The organism is Duganella flavida (assembly GCF_009857445.1).
In the GTDB taxonomy this organism is placed as follows: Bacteria; Pseudomonadota; Gammaproteobacteria; order Burkholderiales; family Burkholderiaceae_D; genus Rugamonas; species Rugamonas flavida.
Window position 1 is genome coordinate 281,407 of record NZ_WWCN01000004.1, and the last position, 13,458, is coordinate 294,864.

A 13,458-nucleotide genomic window follows, 5' to 3' on the forward strand; every position below is an offset into this window, starting at 1 on the left:
ACGTTATTGGACGGCCTGGCCCTTAAAGCCGTCATTGGTGTAAATACCAGGGCCTTTCTTGAGCGATTCTTCGTAATAGAAGTTCGGTTCAAATTTCTTGCTTTTCCATTCGTAGAAGTCGTCAGGCTTGATTTCGTTGTACTCCAGGACGCTCATGATGCCGCCCATCGGACGGTCGCCATTCATGACATGCGAGTCGACGTGGTCGTGGATCATCCACCGGCCTGGGTTGTCTGCGGTGAAGATCACGTCGTAGCGCTCGCCGGGGGCAACCGCCAGCGTGTCAGCCTTGTAGGGGGCCGGCAGGGGGAAGCCATCCTTGAATGCGACGGTCATCACGTGGCCATGCAAGTGGATGCTGTGCACCAGGTCGCCGGCGCCGATGAAGCGCATACGGACGACGTCGCCCTTGTTCACGCGCAGTGGCTGGTTATCCGGGAAGGATTTGCCGTTGATGGTAAAGAAATCGAATTTATCGCCTGGCAGGCCACCGAAGCCTGGCTTGTCGGCCCACTTCGAATCCCAGTCGGACAGCATCATGATAAATTCTTTGGTGACCGTCTTTTCCAGCGCAGTTGGCTTTTTCGGGCGCACGATGAATGGCCCCCACATACCGCGTAGCACCACGTGTTCATTGACGTTGACGTGGCAGTGGTACCACATAGTGCCGGAGGGGTCGGCGGTAAATTTGTAGGTGAAGCTTTCGCCTGGCTGGATCGCCGGCTGGGTGGTACCGGCGATGCCGTCCATTTTCCACGTGCCTTTTTGTAACATGCCGTGCCAGTGTATCGAGTGCGGCAGGGCGGTCACGTTGTTGACGTTGACTTCGATCTCGTCGCCTTCATCGACGTAAAACAAGGGGCCTGGCACCTGGCCGGAGAATGCAAAGGTGTGGTACTGCTGCTTCTCCACCAAGGTGATCTTCGTATCTTCAATGTTCATGTCGTACTTGCGTACCGCGGCCAGCGCTTCTGAAGAGATGGCAGCGGTGGCGGCAAACACGGCCGCAAGCGCAGCAAATCTGCGAAGGGAGGAAAGGTGCAGCTTCATTTGGACTCCTGTGATGGTGAGTGCAGCTTGAACAACTAAATTAAATACATCTTTAATGGGTGAAAAAAACGGCAGATGCCGCGTGCGGGTTTTTTCAGATTCATAATGAGGTAGATAGTATACTTGTTTATGCCATAAAGCAAGATGTATCGCGTGCACACCGCCGCCGGCGCGGCGGAATTTGATACAGCGCCGTGCCTGCGGTACGGCCCCGCTGGGCTACCCCTTGGGCGCGGTCACGCGCGTGTAGGCGCGCTGAGCCAATTGCGTTTGAAGGGAAAGCGCTGCACCCAGTCCGGATAAGGCCTCCTCAAAGTGGGGGCGCAGTTCCAGTGCTGCGCCGTAGCGTGCGATTGCTCCGTTGAGATCGCCGCGAGCATGCAGCGCCCTTGCGCAACCGAAATGCGCGATGGCGCATTTCGGGTCCAGTCGCAGCGCGTGCTGATAACAAACCATAGCCTCGTCAAATCGGCTGGTCATCAGATAGATTTGGCCCAAGGCCAGCTGCACATCGGGCTGGGCGGGAAGATAGCGCGCGCAATTCTCCCATGCAGAAACACAGTCCAGTTGTTGCGCTTGCAGTGCGATCGCGAGGTGACGCCAGAGTGTGCCTGACAGCGGATTGGTGGCCAAATCCACCTGGGCCTGCTGTACTACCTCAGGCCACTTCGCTGCGTTAATCGCACTGCGATAATTGAACCCCTGATTATTCATACTGTCTGCCGCCCTTGTCTATGCCGGGCGCGATCATAGCTGAGCTGTGGCGGTTTTCAGAATGTTTGAAAATGGCTGGGCAAAAAAATAGGAATTGGCGCCATATTGGCCTGACAGGCGGCGCAGTTTGCTCTTCGAGCCAAACTGCAGAAGGTGTTCCGAATGGATGGCCGCCTTGCTTGTCTGGGGCGCCGGCTGTACGGCGTGTCAGCTGCTTCCGTGCTGATCACAGCGTTCAGTCAGCAGAAACGGCTGTCGCTAGCACTGCGCCAACTAGACTAGGACTACTAATAAAACTGCAGCGAAGTTTATACCGCGGTCGGCAATTTGGAGTATGATGTAGATCACTTACATCTTATTGCGCTAACTGCTGCGACACCATGAGACTTACCGCATTTACTGATTATAGTTTGAGGACACTGGTTCATCTGGGGATGAACCGCGGTCATTTGGTGACCATCCAGGAGATTGCAGAGACCCACGCAATTTCGAAAAACCACCTGATGAAAGTGGTGCACCAGCTGGGTGTCGCTGGCTACGTTGATACGATCCGAGGACGCAACGGGGGGCTACGCCTTCAGCTTGAACCATCCGAAATCAATATTGGTGCGGTGGTTCGCCTGACGGAAACCGACTTTTACATGGCAGAGTGTTTTGATTCACACAATAACAGCTGCCCGCTGGCGGCGAACTGTCGTCTTAAGCACGCGCTGGCTACGGCGACTTTTGCTTATCTGGCGGTGCTGGATGCACAAACGCTGGAGATGCTGCTACCGGTAGCGGGCAAGCAGACCCTGACGCCTATCAAATTCCACCGTTCAACTTCTGCTGCCTAGGTCGGCTGATTCAAGTCGGCTGATACAGGTTGGCTGATACAGGTCGGGTGATACAAGGCCGGGCTGGATAAAAAAGAGGGGGCGTGCCCCCCGTTGTCATTGCTGGCGGTGAAAATCGACCTGAAAACGTACCGGCCCCATCACCTGCACTTCATGCTTTACTTGTGGTTCTACTACGCCAAAACTTGCGGGAGTCAGTATCACCTCTTCCAGAGGAAATCGTTCATCGGTGATACGGTAGAGCAGTGACCCCTCCAGGATGGTGATCCGTCCCCATACGCCGTCAGCCGTGGTATGGCTGCGTTGAAGCGCGGCGGGAACGCTGTCTTGCGTGAAAACGGGTGTGCTCTTGTAGTGGATCATTTCAGCAGGAATGGATTTCATGGTGTCGCCCATCAAGTCGTTTGTGTGGACCTATTATGGCATGAGTGGCATAAAGAAGTAAAATAAATACTTGATTTATTTGGCCGGAATAATTAAGATGTATCTATTCTGCTCATTTATGATCTTTCTATGCCAATCGGCCCACTTGATTATCCTGCATCCCCCCCTCTTGCGCGCCGCAATCAGGTCCTCGCCAGGGGTGTCTCCGCTTCTGAGCTGGTGCACGGCTTGTCGCGCAAGGAGTTCGTTGCCGTCTTCCAGCCTTATGTGAATGCGCTGACGGGCAAGGTGGTCGCCATCGAAGCCACACTGCGCTGGCAGCATCCGCGCCGTGGCTGCCTGGTGCCGGCCGATTTTGTTTGTGAGGCGGACCAACAAGGCCTGTTGGACCAGCTGGCAATCGAACTTATTGATCAGGCCGCGCTGGCCGCTGCACGGTGGCAGGGGACGGCCTCGGCCTGCGTGGGGGCATTGTGCGCAGTGCCGCTGGTTGTCAGCTTGTCCGGTGGTTTGCTGCGTTCGGGCGCGGCCCGGCGCCACCTCGCCTCCTACAGTGGGCTGCAAGAGGGCAGGGCCGGAGTAGTCCTCGGGCTAGATGATTTCTTTGGCGGCGCGCAGTTAGAAAAAATCGACTTGGGCGACTGCTGCGATACCCGTGATGCGCTGGATCAGGCGCTGGCGTGCCGTTTGACGCCCTGGGCGACTGTCGTTACCAACATCGGCACCATCCTTCAATGGTATGCCGTGGCCGAACGAGGTTTGCAGTTCGTCCAAGGCGATTTCATCTGCCCGCCCACGCGCGCCACCAGCGTCGACACCGCACTGCGACGCTGGCAATCCTCATTCCGGGCGATCAGTGCTTGCTCGGAAATCTCTTCACTCAACCCACACAAAGGAACATTATGCGTCTCGCTTCATTCACCTTGAAAGATTTCAATAGCCCGGGCTTCGGCACTGATGCAGAGAAAGCGCTGTCGCTGCTGCCGGGCGTCAGCGACGTGCTGATAGGCGAAGTCTCGGATATTTGCAGTGTCGTCTATGATGAGGTAAAGGTCTCGACGCTGATGCTGCGCAATGCTTTACAAGGCGCGGGCTATAACTGCGAGATCCAAGAGCCCATGCCAGCGAAAACTTCATGCTGTGGTGGCTGTAGCTAAGCGCAGCAGGCCATCCGAGAGGGCCGGCCGCTGGTGTCCTGCGGGTGCTGATCAGGCCGGTGTTTACCAAACTTCTCAATTGGCGTTCAGTGGTCGATGGCGGATCAGCGATAGAAGTCGACCCGAAAACGCACCGGTCCCACAATCTCCAGGTGATGTACTTGTCTGGGCAGGACCGTGCCACTGAGGGCGGGCGTCAGTAAGTAGTCCGCTCGTTCAGCGCCAGCGTCAGTAACAGCGTAGCGCACGCTTCCTTCAAGCACCACGACACTAGCCCATACCCCGTCGGCTGTCGCGTGATCACGCAACAGGGCGGTTGGCACCGAGTCTTGATTGAACTCAGGCGAACTGCGGTAGTGGCGGATTGCGGCCGGTATTGGTTTCATCAGGATCGGTCCGGCTCTGTGGTTCGTGCCAGCAATGTTTCAAGATGCGAAAACACGGCCGTGAATTGCGACTTGGCGATGCGGCAGGCACTGCACGTATCCAGGTGCGCCGCCAGCCCAGTTGCTTGTTGCGCCGTCAGCGACGCGTCCCGCGATGACGCCACCAGGTAAGTCGTTTCGCGGCAAGTCAGTTTTTTAATCGCGTCAGTCATCAAGTTCTCCCCATCCCCGGACGGCGCAATCGCGCAAGCGCATACGCGCCCGATACAGTATGACGCGCAAATTCCCGGCACTGACGGTGCAGGTGTCCATAATCTCAGCCAGCTCCATCCCCAGATATTCACGCATTAAAAAAAGGCGGGCAGTATCGGCCGGGAGGCGGTTCATGCACAGTTCAACGATATCGAGCAGCTGGTTCTCTGCCGCCTTCTTTTCGCCGCAGACGGTGTCGATGAATGCCTCCGGATGCCAGGCGTCATCGGCAGTGAACAGGTAGTCGAATTCACTGAGGTCGCCGGGCTCAACGCTCCAGTGTACGGTCTGGAACAACTTCCGGCGCCGGATTACATCAATAATTTTGTTGCGTAGTATCCCTGTGAGCCAAGTGCGAATACTAGAGCGTCCCTCGAAGCGTTCCCATGAGTTTGCCGCGCCGATCAGCGTCTCTTGCACGACGTCTTCGGCATCGGCCGATGATGAAAGCTGCAATCGCGCCAGGCGAATCAGGAACGCCCTTTCTAGTGCGATAGTCTCCCAGCAGTCCGTGAATATGGTTGGTTTTAGCATGAGGTGTGGTTTAAATATTGGTAACGTTGCCATGTTCTGGGCTGTTCTCTGTTAGTCGAACCCGGGACCGGCCCGTTACACCAGCCGCCGGCTTTTTATCGCCAGTGCCGAGACCGCTGGTATGGATGGCGCGCCAGCGTGGCACGCTAGCGCCTTACCTGCTTAGCAAAGTCCTCGCACCCAAATAAACAATGAAGCTGCTGACAGCGGCCATGAGCGGCACAGCCAATACGCGCGCAGCGCCACTGCCTCCAAGCGCTAGCTTGAGACAGCAGTTGAGCGCAGACGTCATGCCAAACGTGTAGGCCCAGTAAGACCTGGTAAATGGCTGCTCTTTCAACCAGGAAGTGAGCCGTAATCCGTGTATAAGCTGATACAGCCCATAACCGAGCAGCAGCATGACCCACGGGCCAGCGATATGGGGCTCGATGAATAGCACTGACGCAGCGCAGACCACCGCTGGCGCTGCCTGTATGCCCATGAGTGGTCGCCGTGCCGGCGCCAGCGCGGCACCGTGGATGATGCTCGCTTTGATGACAGGCTCTAGGCTAAGCCAAGAAAAAAGACCGGCCCCCAGGAACAGCCATGCCCAATCCGGTTGGCCTAGCACGCCCAGTGCAGCCGCACTGGTGAAGTTGCCGGCGACGTCTGGCAGGTAAAGGGCAGGGGTTGTGTCTGTAGTATTCCGGTTGCCGCGCCAAAGCCGCGCGGTGTGCCATGCCGAAAAACCGAGGTGCCACGCGATCCCGACAATCGCCAGCGACCATGCGGCAATCAGCGAGTAAGCGGCTGCGGCCGGCACAAACACCAGCGTCGACACACCGATCAGGGACGCGATGCTACAGCTGACAGGATCGTGGTACTCCTCAATTATTTGCCGAGGCTGGCGTATCAAGCGGATCTGGTACCGCAGCACCAAAGCGCACCAGATCGCAAAGGACATTTCGAGCTCAAGCTCGCCAAGGATGGGGGGGATGCCCCACAGTTTCGCAGCATTGAGCAAGGCATAGCCGAGGCCCGACAAGCCAAGAATCATGCTGAAGTGCGTCACCGATACCGTACTGCGAGATGCGGACGGCAGGGCTGGTAATGCTGCTGGTACCGGAATTTGGTCGCTCATATTCATCCTCAGCGGTCTCCTAAGCGCTATGGAAACAGCGCGCATGCGCTCTTTTTCTTCAGAATGTCCGGGAAGATGCAAATTTTCTAGGACAATTTTGCGCTTAATTCAGGCCGGTTTCTGCGGCGTCGGCGCGGACATCGTGAGGCAGGTTGGCATATGCTTCGCTCCAGCCAGCAACGCTGTCAAGAAATTCAGCTTGCGGCACCGGTTTGCCGATCAGATAGCCCTGTGCGTAACGGCATTCCAGGCGACGCAGGAGACGCCAGTCGGATGCTGATTCGATTCCTTCCGCCACCGAGTCCAGCCGCAACTCTTTGGCCAGCGCCAGACTTGAGGCCAGCACCAACACTTGCGCATTGTCCTTGCATGCAGCAGTGACAAAGGAGCGGTCCATCTTCAGCTCTGAAAAAGGAATGCGGATCAGCTGTTGCATGCTTGAATAGCCAGTGCCATAGTCATCGATCGATAAGCCGTAGCCTTTCATCCGCAGTCGCGCCAGGTTTTCCAGGCTGTGCGGAACGTCGGACATGGCAGCTGATTCGGTCACCTCGAATACGATGAAGCGGGGGGCAATTCCGCTGTGGTCCAGGATGGCAATCAGGCGCGCTGCATAGCCTGGGTTCGATAGCGAGGAGAGCGACAAGTTGATCGACACTTCGAACTGCTTTCCCTGGGCGCTCCAGCTTTGCCAGGCGCGGGCGGTCTTTTGCACTATCTGCTCGGTCAATTGGTCGATCAGACCATGTTGCTCGAGCAGGGGGATAAACGAATCCGGTGGCACCAGACCGCGTTGCGGATGACGCCACCGCGCCAATGCTTCGGCGCTGTGGATGGTGCCGTTGGTCAGGCAGGCCTTCGGCTGGAAAAAAGGCTCAAATTGCCCGAGTACCAGCGCCTGCGTGAGCTCGTCCATTGACGGCTCCGGGAAGGCGGGGTGCGAACTGCCGCGGGCACTGCGAGAACCATGGCTGCCTGGCTTCAGCCGGCATAGCAGCTGCTCAATTGCCGCTGGTGTTGCCGGCTTCTCCATCGCGCCCAGCAGGTGAATACCATAGGCTTTCACCATCGTTTCAACGGACGAAATCAAGGCCCGGTCCAAGGCGCTCAACAAGATAATGGACACCTTGCTCTGCGCTTCTGCCAAGTGGCGCACTAGCTCCATGCCATCCATCCCAGGCATGTTGAGGTCGATGAAGCAGACGTCGAACGGCTGCCTAGCTTGCTCGAATGCCGTCAACGCGGCGCCACCGTCGGCGACGTCGGTGATGCTGTTTGCACCCAGCCCCGCAAGCATGCGTCGCAGTGCGCGTCGCTGGAAGTCGTGGTCTTCTACCAGCAGAAAGTTGAGATTCTCGATATTCATGATGCTTCCGGAAGCATTGTTGGGGCTTGCCGGTCCTGTTCATAGTAGCGAAACACTGTCGCGGGAAGCCGGTATCCGAGGTGTCGCGACCTTGGTTACCGGCGCGCTGGCCTCAGGTGCTGGATGCCGCTTCGATCGCTGGATAGAACTCGCGATCTTCTTTTTTCATGCGCTGGTAAAGAGTCTTCAATACAGAATTCGCCTCATGTCGGAACAACTCGGGTTGTTCGGCCATGAGACGGGGAGTGTTCCACTTTCCCGCGAACATCAGGTACGTGCCAGCGATGCCATCCATCTCATCCCGGTAATGGCGGCTAAGCCTTGCCAGGCTCGTGTTGCTGCTGGCCTCCAGCGCTGGATACAAGACCTTGTCTTCTACCGCCAGATGGAGCTTGATGATGCCGCTCATGGCGACAATGCGTTGAGAGATTTCAGCGGCGTGCTCCGTAATACCGGTTTGCACCAAGGTGCGCAGGCCGGCAATGGCGCCCAAGATGTCGATGTGCTGATGCTTAAATTTATCGATGTTCATAACATTCTTTCATGACCGTTCACTAATGTAGTAATTCTATAGGATAGGGTCTAAACAGGCAAATAAAATACACTTTATGTTTAGCAATTTTAGCTATCAGCTACCCTGCTCTTTGCTATCGGCCTGGGTTAAATCTATGCCCTATCCATCTACGCGCGACGTGTCTCGATCGATTGCTGCTCAATAAAGTTCTGACTACCGAAGAAGCCATACTTCAAGGACTCGCCAATACGGCCTGCTGTGATCTGCAATTCGCGGGCAATGCCCGGTTCAAACAGGCGTGTACTCGTTGCTTCAAACAGGGCAAGCCAAGTGGCAAAGTGTTTTGGCGTAACACCGCGCAGCAGCATGTGCTTGCCATAGACGTTACCTTGAAAGCTCTTGGTCCCTAGCATGACGGTTGACCAGAAATCGACCATGCGGTCCAGATGCGGCTCCCAATGCGAGCCGATGGCTTCGCTGAAGACAGTGAAGAGTTCGGGATCGGCACGTACGTCATCGTAAAATTCATGCACCAGCTTGGTGATCGAAGTGGTGTTTAGTTCGTGATAGCTCATTTGTTTCAGTATTACTTTGATTAAGTTTGAGAGCTGGGGCCATTCGAATGCACCAGGCAATTGAAAGGAGGATGGCGGCAGTTGTCAGCGCCATCCCGGTGAGGTTTTGATCGTCAAGCAGGTAGGCGTTGCACAGGCGCTGCAGCATGTTTTGATACTGGATGCCAGCAATCGCCATCATGGCGCCGAAGTTCCCAAGAAAGAACAGCTGCACCACCCAAGGACAGCGCCCTAGTGAACCCGGCAGCACCATGCCCAGCAAGAACAGCGATGCAAACTTGCCCGCCTCGGACCAGATGGAATTCAGGCTCAGCTCTAGCGCCCGCGGTATCATCCAGTAAGCGCTGATAAACAGCAGCCCCGTCAGGCCCGCCACCCCGTACTGATCAGCCTTTACCAGCAACCGATGCCCTGGTTGCGCAGCACCGGCGGTCCAGCCCCCAATGATCAGCAAAGGGAGCTGCACCAGCATGTGGCGGAGCATGCTGGATTCGAGCCAGCGCGCCCCGCCCACAGCGAGCGTCAACGCGCAGACGGCGATGGCGGGCCTGGCGACAGTGGCGTACGCAAGCTTCACAGGCGCCCCGCATGGTAGATGGCGACAGCATCGGCCAAGGCCTGGTCTGGCTGGTCGAAATCGTCGATTTTTACCAGGCGGCCGTTGGCGTCGACGATGTGAAATGCGGTGTTGTGAACGAACTCTCCCAGCGGTGCTGGCAGCACCACCACGCCAAAGGCATCCAGCACAGCCTTGCGGCCGGCAGCAGAAGCGATGCCGCTGATTTGCCAAGTTTTGCCGTTGGCCTGCTGGCGCTTCGCGTACACCGCCAGCTGCGTAGCGGTATCGCGCGGGTCGAAGGAAATGCTCATCAGCCGCACTTGGTCCTGAAGACCGAGGCGGGCAATCTGCGCCTGCATGCGCTGGAACTCACTACCCAGCGCCAAACACACCGAGTTGCAACTGGCGTAGATGAACGAAACAACCGTCACCCGGCCATCTGAGCGCAACACCTCGGCGAGCAGCGGTGCGGCCGGCGTGTCCAGCGTCGCTGCAGGTACGATTCTCGGCGCTTGTTGGATGGCCAAGCGCCGACCTTCTTCCGTCGAGACTACCCGCAGGCCCATGGTACTGTGATAAATCGCGATACAGCCAAGTATGACCACCAGCGCTGTTGTGACGACCGTCCAGCGCAAGCTGTCAGCAGCTTCACTGTTTGAGTTGGTTGAGGTCTTCATCGCCGTTCCAGGAATTCTTGCGCTCTTTGCCTGCGTCACGTTCAGCCCTAACAATCGCCGCTGTGATCTTCCCCGCGCCATTACCGAAATTACTGCGTACGTAGTTGAGCACGGCCGCAATTTCCGCGTCGCTCAATTTGTCTTTGAAGGCTGGCATCTGGCCGTTGTAAGCGCTGTCCTTGACGGTGAGCTTTCCCGTGATGCCATGTAACAGAATGTTCACCGGCAGCTTGTCCGCCGCCAGCACCCATTCGGAGCCGGCGAGGGGGGGGAACACGCCCGGCAAGCCAGCGCCGGTCGCTTGGTGGCACGCCACACAATTTGCTGCATAGACCTGGGCGCCATCGGCTGCACCCGGAGCGCCAGCGGGCTTGCCTTCCAGGGTGGCCATGGTCCGGTGGTCGCCTAGTTCGGGTGCATCGTCATTTTGCTGCGTAAAAATATACGTAACAGCCCATGTCAGCATGATCGCGGCGACTAGCAGCACCAGCTTTGGAACCGGGCGGTTTTGTTCGTGGGGATCAGGATTTTCGCGCTTGCGTGCGTCATTATTCGGTTGCTCAATCATCGCATCCCCTTATTTTTTCTGGGTTTCTACGACCTGGAACACAGGGTAGGTATGGTCCATACCCTGCAGGTAGGTCACCAGGTCGAGCGCCTCCTGAGTGGCCACGACCAGCTTGCCGGGCGGTTTGAAACCGGGAGGAAGGGTCAGCACGCGGTCCCCCGGATCGGCCTGCTCCTTGATTTCGAACAGGAACGGATAAGAAGGCATGATCGAGCCTGGCGTATAGGCGCGGGGCTGGTATAAATGGCCCAGGTGCCAGTCCTGGCTGGGCTGGCGCGCGCCAATGTTGAACAGGTCCGGGCCAGTGCGGCTGGTCCCCAGCAGGTGCGGCCGGTCGTAAGAATAGTCCGCAGCAACCGATGCCCTTCCCCAGCCACGCTTATCGTCCGGCGCCTGCGCTTTATCACGAGGCTGCTGAGAGTGGCAATAGATGCAGCCGTTCTTAATGTACACTGCGCGCCCGCGCAGTTGCGCCGAGGTGTAAGGCTTCAAGCCGGCTGGCGGTTCTACGCCCTGTAGCTGCAAGAACGGCACCACCACCAAGGCGGACGTTGCTAAGCCCAGTGTCACCATCGCCCCGCCCAGCAGTTTTATTTCGTCATGCATTTTATGCTCCTGCCAGTTTAGCGGTGGGGGTGTGCAATAAGGCGGCGCCGGTACGGGCTGGGCCGTGGCGCAGCACCATCGCCACGAAATGCGCGGCAAATACCAGGTGGCCCACGGTCATGATCGCACCGCCGACGGAGCGGCTTTTCAGATAAGGCAGGGTGACCTTGACCGATTCGATGAAGGGTTGGGTGGCGTCCAGCATTGCCAGGCCTTGTAGCCAGCCGCCGATCGACAGGCCGATGAAGTAAATCGAAAAGCCCAGCACCACCAGCCAGAAGTGGGCCGCGATCATCGACGGGTAGGGCCATTCCCAAGACATGACGCGCGGCATGACAAAATAAATCGAGCCAAACATGACCATGCTGAAAAAACCGTACAGTCCAAGGTGCGCATGGGCCACGGTAAAGTGGGTGAAATGGGCGACCGTGCTGACACTGCGCAGGGCTTCCATTGAGCCTTGTAGCGAACTCAGCGTGTACATCATGCCGCCTAAAACAATGAAGCGCAGGGTAGGGGAGTACACCAGCTTGGAGAAGTAACCGCGCATGGTCAGGTGCTGGTTCACCGAAAACGAAATCACCGGTATCACCATCATCACGCTTTGCACGATGGAGAGCGTGATCAGCCATGCAGGCACCGGGCCGCCGACCAGGTGGTGGCCGCCTACCTGGCCATAGAAGAATGCCAGCGTCCAAAATCCCAGCAGTGACAGGTTGTAGGACTGCACCGGTCGTCCAATAATTTTGGGAAGGAAGTAGTACACCGATGCCAGCGCCATCGGCGTATAAAACAAGCCCAGCACGTTATGGCCAAACCACCAGTTCATGGTCGCCTGCTCGACCCCGATGTGGGTGGCTGGCAGGTTCGCAATCAAAAATAGAATGGGAAACCAGAACAAGGCTGCTCCCATATACCAGACCGACACATACAGATGATCAACCCTGCGGGCCTGGAGCGTATATACCAGCGGCAGTCCCATCAAAGCTCCGCCAATCACGATCAGCACATCAACCTGCCAGGGGATTTCAAGCCACTCCATGCCGTCGCTGATGCCGGCGGCAATGCAGCCGACACCGGCGATCAAGCCTGCGTTCCAGACCATGCATCCGAGGATAGCAAAACGGCCGCCGATCAACGGAGTTTTCAGGAGGCGTGGAAGCAGCCAGTTGGCAATACCGAATGCTGACATCGGCGCCCAGCCGTAAGCGACGATATTCAGATGGATGGTACGAATCCGTCCAAACGTCAACCACGCTTGCTGCACCATCCAATCTGGCTCATGCAGTTTGATGGAGCTTGTCAGGCCCGCGAGTGAGCCAACAATGAGCCAGATCACCGCGCATGACAGGAATACGAAGGAGACGAATGCGGTGGACTTATCAGCTTGGGCGCGCGCTTCAAGTTCCGCTTGCAGCAGCAGTTCCTGTTCAGCACTGAGCGGCTGGCGCGGGTCAGCGGCGACGCGCTGCGCCAAGCCAGCACGCTGCTCCGCCGTGGCCGACGGCTCCTCTCCGCGACCGATCTCACCTGGCGAGAAGATGACATGCGCCGCAGCGGCCGACGTATCAAACAGCCGCTTCCGTAAAGACCAGATGAACACGAGCAGGCCCGTGATCGACAGGATAAATGAGGACAGAAGAATCGTTACTGTATCCATGATTCGCCGTGTAGTTGAGGTTGAATAAAGGTGCAGCGCTTATTGCTGGCTAGCCGAGGTGTGAAGCAGGGAACAGATAGCGGCCGTCAACAGCAGCAGGAATTTCAGTACTTCCGAGATGCCAAACAGCGCATGCCAAGGGCTGGCCGCCAAGGTCTTGCCGGTCAGGCGCGCATTCACCCGTTCCGATAGCGGTGGCATCAATACGAGGATCTGCAGCACCAGGATCGCGCCGGCCGAGAAAGTTGGCCAGCGCAAGCGGGAGCCGGTGATCATGAGCAAAGTGATGGCGAGGATGCTGAGACAGCTTTCCAGCACCTGCGTCGCCTGGAACATCTGGCGCCCGGTGGCCAAGGCGATGGGGCGCGCCAAGCCTGGCGTGCTGAACTTCGCCGGCTGCGCGACGAAGGATACGCCCAAGACCACGCCTGCCCATAGCGACGTTGCTAGCACTGCCGCAATATCTGAATACATCTGATTCCCTTGTGGAGTAAGGTGTC

Annotated in this window: 19 protein-coding genes; 3 read left to right on the forward strand and 16 right to left on the reverse strand. The window is 57.4% G+C overall.

Annotation, left to right across the window (positions count from 1 at the left end; genetic code table 11):
• Positions 1-3: 3 nt before the first annotated feature.
• Entirely contained in the window at positions 4-1,050 is a 1,047-nt protein-coding gene (locus tag GTP46_RS08150) for a multicopper oxidase domain-containing protein (RefSeq protein WP_161006115.1), read from the reverse strand.
• A gap of 219 nt (positions 1,051-1,269) precedes the next feature.
• Positions 1,270-1,764, reverse strand: coding sequence for a tetratricopeptide repeat protein (locus GTP46_RS08155; RefSeq protein ID WP_161006116.1), 495 nt, complete (start codon positions 1,762-1,764; stop codon positions 1,270-1,272).
• 380 nt (positions 1,765-2,144) lie between these two features.
• Here GTP46_RS08155 and GTP46_RS08160 point away from each other — a divergent pair, with 380 nt between their 5' ends.
• Complete coding sequence (locus GTP46_RS08160; RefSeq protein WP_161006117.1) at positions 2,145-2,600, forward strand: RrF2 family transcriptional regulator; 456 nt, start codon at positions 2,145-2,147, stop codon at positions 2,598-2,600.
• Between the two features lie 96 nt (positions 2,601-2,696).
• Here the strand turns inward: GTP46_RS08160 and GTP46_RS08165 are convergent, their stop codons facing one another.
• A complete protein-coding gene (locus GTP46_RS08165; RefSeq protein ID WP_161006118.1) occupies positions 2,697-2,984 on the reverse strand; it encodes a TehB family protein in 288 nt (95 codons plus the stop codon).
• Positions 2,985-3,113: 129 nt separating this feature from the next.
• On the opposite strand from GTP46_RS08165, the gene GTP46_RS08170 reads away from it, so the two are divergent.
• Positions 3,114-3,911, forward strand: coding sequence for an EAL domain-containing protein (locus GTP46_RS08170; protein ID WP_161006119.1), 798 nt, complete (start codon positions 3,114-3,116; stop codon positions 3,909-3,911).
• Complete coding sequence (locus GTP46_RS08175; RefSeq protein ID WP_161006120.1) at positions 3,887-4,141, forward strand: heavy-metal-associated domain-containing protein; 255 nt, start codon at positions 3,887-3,889, stop codon at positions 4,139-4,141. Before GTP46_RS08170 ends, GTP46_RS08175 begins: the two co-directional genes overlap by 25 nt.
• Before the next feature lie 104 nt (positions 4,142-4,245).
• Here the strand turns inward: GTP46_RS08175 and GTP46_RS08180 are convergent, their stop codons facing one another.
• The 13 genes from GTP46_RS08180 to GTP46_RS08240 form a co-directional block, all read right to left on the reverse strand.
• Positions 4,246-4,527: a TehB family protein gene (locus tag GTP46_RS08180; protein ID WP_161006121.1), complete on the reverse strand. Its 282-nt coding sequence runs from the start codon at positions 4,525-4,527 to the stop codon at positions 4,246-4,248.
• Positions 4,527-4,739: a hypothetical protein gene (locus tag GTP46_RS08185; protein WP_161006122.1), complete on the reverse strand. Its 213-nt coding sequence runs from the start codon at positions 4,737-4,739 to the stop codon at positions 4,527-4,529. The genes GTP46_RS08180 and GTP46_RS08185 overlap by 1 nt, the downstream gene beginning before the upstream one ends.
• A complete protein-coding gene (locus tag GTP46_RS08190) occupies positions 4,732-5,313 on the reverse strand; it encodes a sigma-70 family RNA polymerase sigma factor (RefSeq protein WP_161006123.1) in 582 nt (193 codons plus the stop codon). The genes GTP46_RS08185 and GTP46_RS08190 overlap by 8 nt, the downstream gene beginning before the upstream one ends.
• Positions 5,314-5,467: 154 nt before the next feature.
• Positions 5,468-6,433 (reverse strand): SLAC1 family transporter, encoded by a 966-nt coding sequence (locus GTP46_RS08195; protein ID WP_161006124.1) that lies wholly within the window; start codon positions 6,431-6,433, stop codon positions 5,468-5,470.
• Positions 6,434-6,536: 103 nt separating this feature from the next.
• Positions 6,537-7,799: an EAL domain-containing response regulator gene (locus GTP46_RS08200; protein WP_161006125.1), complete on the reverse strand. Its 1,263-nt coding sequence runs from the start codon at positions 7,797-7,799 to the stop codon at positions 6,537-6,539.
• A gap of 112 nt (positions 7,800-7,911) precedes the next feature.
• A complete protein-coding gene (locus GTP46_RS08205; protein ID WP_161006126.1) occupies positions 7,912-8,331 on the reverse strand; it encodes a hemerythrin domain-containing protein in 420 nt (139 codons plus the stop codon).
• A 149-nt stretch (positions 8,332-8,480) separates the two neighbouring features.
• Positions 8,481-8,888 (reverse strand): group III truncated hemoglobin, encoded by a 408-nt coding sequence (locus GTP46_RS08210; RefSeq protein ID WP_161006127.1) that lies wholly within the window; start codon positions 8,886-8,888, stop codon positions 8,481-8,483.
• A complete protein-coding gene (locus GTP46_RS08215; RefSeq protein ID WP_161006128.1) occupies positions 8,839-9,465 on the reverse strand; it encodes a hypothetical protein in 627 nt (208 codons plus the stop codon). The genes GTP46_RS08210 and GTP46_RS08215 overlap by 50 nt, the downstream gene beginning before the upstream one ends.
• Positions 9,462-9,974 carry an SCO family protein gene (locus GTP46_RS08220; RefSeq protein ID WP_229258843.1) on the reverse strand — a complete coding sequence of 171 codons (513 nt, stop codon included), beginning with the start codon at positions 9,972-9,974 and terminating at the stop codon, positions 9,462-9,464. Before GTP46_RS08220 ends, GTP46_RS08215 begins: the two co-directional genes overlap by 4 nt.
• Positions 9,975-10,095: 121 nt before the next feature.
• Positions 10,096-10,692 (reverse strand): c-type cytochrome, encoded by a 597-nt coding sequence (locus GTP46_RS08225; protein ID WP_161006130.1) that lies wholly within the window; start codon positions 10,690-10,692, stop codon positions 10,096-10,098.
• Between the two features lie 9 nt (positions 10,693-10,701).
• Complete coding sequence (locus GTP46_RS08230; RefSeq protein ID WP_161006131.1) at positions 10,702-11,298, reverse strand: cbb3-type cytochrome c oxidase subunit II; 597 nt, start codon at positions 11,296-11,298, stop codon at positions 10,702-10,704.
• A gap of 1 nt (position 11,299) precedes the next feature.
• Positions 11,300-12,958: a cbb3-type cytochrome c oxidase subunit I gene (locus GTP46_RS08235; protein WP_161006132.1), complete on the reverse strand. Its 1,659-nt coding sequence runs from the start codon at positions 12,956-12,958 to the stop codon at positions 11,300-11,302.
• A 39-nt stretch (positions 12,959-12,997) separates the two neighbouring features.
• A complete protein-coding gene (locus GTP46_RS08240) occupies positions 12,998-13,432 on the reverse strand; it encodes a hypothetical protein (protein ID WP_161006133.1) in 435 nt (144 codons plus the stop codon).
• Between the last annotated feature and the right edge of the window lie 26 nt (positions 13,433-13,458).

Excerpts from the sequence above, each read along its gene's own strand:
- GTP46_RS08170 (WP_161006119.1), top strand. The coding sequence starts at position 3,114 with ATGCCAATCGGCCCACTTGATTATCCTGCATCCCCCCCTCTTGCGCGC.
- GTP46_RS08195 (WP_161006124.1), bottom strand. The coding sequence starts at position 6,433 with ATGAGCGACCAAATTCCGGTACCAGCAGCATTACCAGCCCTGCCGTCC.
- GTP46_RS08155 (WP_161006116.1), bottom strand. The coding sequence starts at position 1,764 with ATGAATAATCAGGGGTTCAATTATCGCAGTGCGATTAACGCAGCGAAG.
- GTP46_RS08185 (WP_161006122.1), bottom strand. The coding sequence starts at position 4,739 with ATGACTGACGCGATTAAAAAACTGACTTGCCGCGAAACGACTTACCTG.
- GTP46_RS08165 (WP_161006118.1), bottom strand. The coding sequence starts at position 2,984 with ATGAAATCCATTCCTGCTGAAATGATCCACTACAAGAGCACACCCGTT.
- GTP46_RS08230 (WP_161006131.1), bottom strand. The coding sequence starts at position 11,298 with ATGCATGACGAAATAAAACTGCTGGGCGGGGCGATGGTGACACTGGGC.
- GTP46_RS08235 (WP_161006132.1), bottom strand. The coding sequence starts at position 12,958 with ATGGATACAGTAACGATTCTTCTGTCCTCATTTATCCTGTCGATCACG.
- GTP46_RS08190 (WP_161006123.1), bottom strand. The coding sequence starts at position 5,313 with ATGCTAAAACCAACCATATTCACGGACTGCTGGGAGACTATCGCACTA.
- GTP46_RS08180 (WP_161006121.1), bottom strand. The coding sequence starts at position 4,527 with ATGAAACCAATACCGGCCGCAATCCGCCACTACCGCAGTTCGCCTGAG.
- GTP46_RS08175 (WP_161006120.1), top strand. The coding sequence starts at position 3,887 with ATGCGTCTCGCTTCATTCACCTTGAAAGATTTCAATAGCCCGGGCTTC.
- GTP46_RS08225 (WP_161006130.1), bottom strand. The coding sequence starts at position 10,692 with ATGATTGAGCAACCGAATAATGACGCACGCAAGCGCGAAAATCCTGAT.
- GTP46_RS08205 (WP_161006126.1), bottom strand. The coding sequence starts at position 8,331 with ATGAACATCGATAAATTTAAGCATCAGCACATCGACATCTTGGGCGCC.
- GTP46_RS08240 (WP_161006133.1), bottom strand. The coding sequence starts at position 13,432 with ATGTATTCAGATATTGCGGCAGTGCTAGCAACGTCGCTATGGGCAGGC.
- GTP46_RS08150 (WP_161006115.1), bottom strand. The coding sequence starts at position 1,050 with ATGAAGCTGCACCTTTCCTCCCTTCGCAGATTTGCTGCGCTTGCGGCC.
- GTP46_RS08210 (WP_161006127.1), bottom strand. The coding sequence starts at position 8,888 with ATGAGCTATCACGAACTAAACACCACTTCGATCACCAAGCTGGTGCAT.
- GTP46_RS08160 (WP_161006117.1), top strand. The coding sequence starts at position 2,145 with ATGAGACTTACCGCATTTACTGATTATAGTTTGAGGACACTGGTTCAT.
- GTP46_RS08200 (WP_161006125.1), bottom strand. The coding sequence starts at position 7,799 with ATGAATATCGAGAATCTCAACTTTCTGCTGGTAGAAGACCACGACTTC.